Below are 690 nucleotides of genomic sequence, written 5' to 3'. Positions count from 1 at the left end.
CGAGGTTCTGACTCTCTGCGTCACCATGATTCGCGCATCATGGACATCGGGGACCTCGATCGAGGCGACGCTGGAGTTGTGGGCCTCGTCGCTGCGGGAGGTGAAGGGACGCTTGCGCCCGCTGTTTACGCAGGAGCGGGTCGCGGCCTCGGCCGGGGCATTCCTGGACGGGCTGCTCGGCGCGGAGCGGCGCAAGACGGGTTGGATGCGGGCGGAAGCCGCGGGCGATCCCGGGCCCTGGCGTCAGCAAGCGGTGCTCGGGCGCGGACGCTGGGATGCGGATGCCCTGCGCGACGTGGTGCGGGACTATGCCCTGGAGACCCTGGCTGACCCGGACGCGGTTCTGGTTCTCGACGAGACCGGCTTTCTCAAGCAGGGTAAAGCCTCGTGCGGCGTGCATCGCCAGTACACCGGCTCGGCCGGCAAGATCACGAACTGTCAGATCGGCGTGTTCGCGGCCTACGCCTCGCGGCACGGTCATGCGTTCATCGATCGGGCCTTGTACCTGCCCAAGACCTGGACCTCGGATCCGGCCCGATTAGCCGCCGCCCACGTGCCGGAGGGAACGAGCTTTTCGACCAAGCCGGGATTGGCGCTGGCGATGATCGAGCGGGCGATCGCCGCCGGCGTGCCGTTCTCCTGGGTGGCGGCCGACACCGTCTACGGGGTCGGCGACATCGGACAAGCGCT

1 protein-coding gene is annotated in these 690 nt (G+C 68.6%); it reads left to right on the top strand.

Going from position 1 to position 690, the window contains the following annotated elements:
- Positions 1–25 precede the first annotated feature (25 nt).
- The coding region (locus MFF40_RS28335) for an IS701 family transposase (protein WP_238263149.1) at positions 26–690 on the top strand (665 nt) is incomplete at its 3' end.

Source organism: Methylobacterium mesophilicum (assembly GCF_022179445.1).
GTDB classification, from domain to species: domain Bacteria; phylum Pseudomonadota; class Alphaproteobacteria; order Rhizobiales; family Beijerinckiaceae; genus Methylobacterium; species Methylobacterium mesophilicum.
This window is presented reverse-complemented; position numbering and strand designations above follow the sequence as displayed.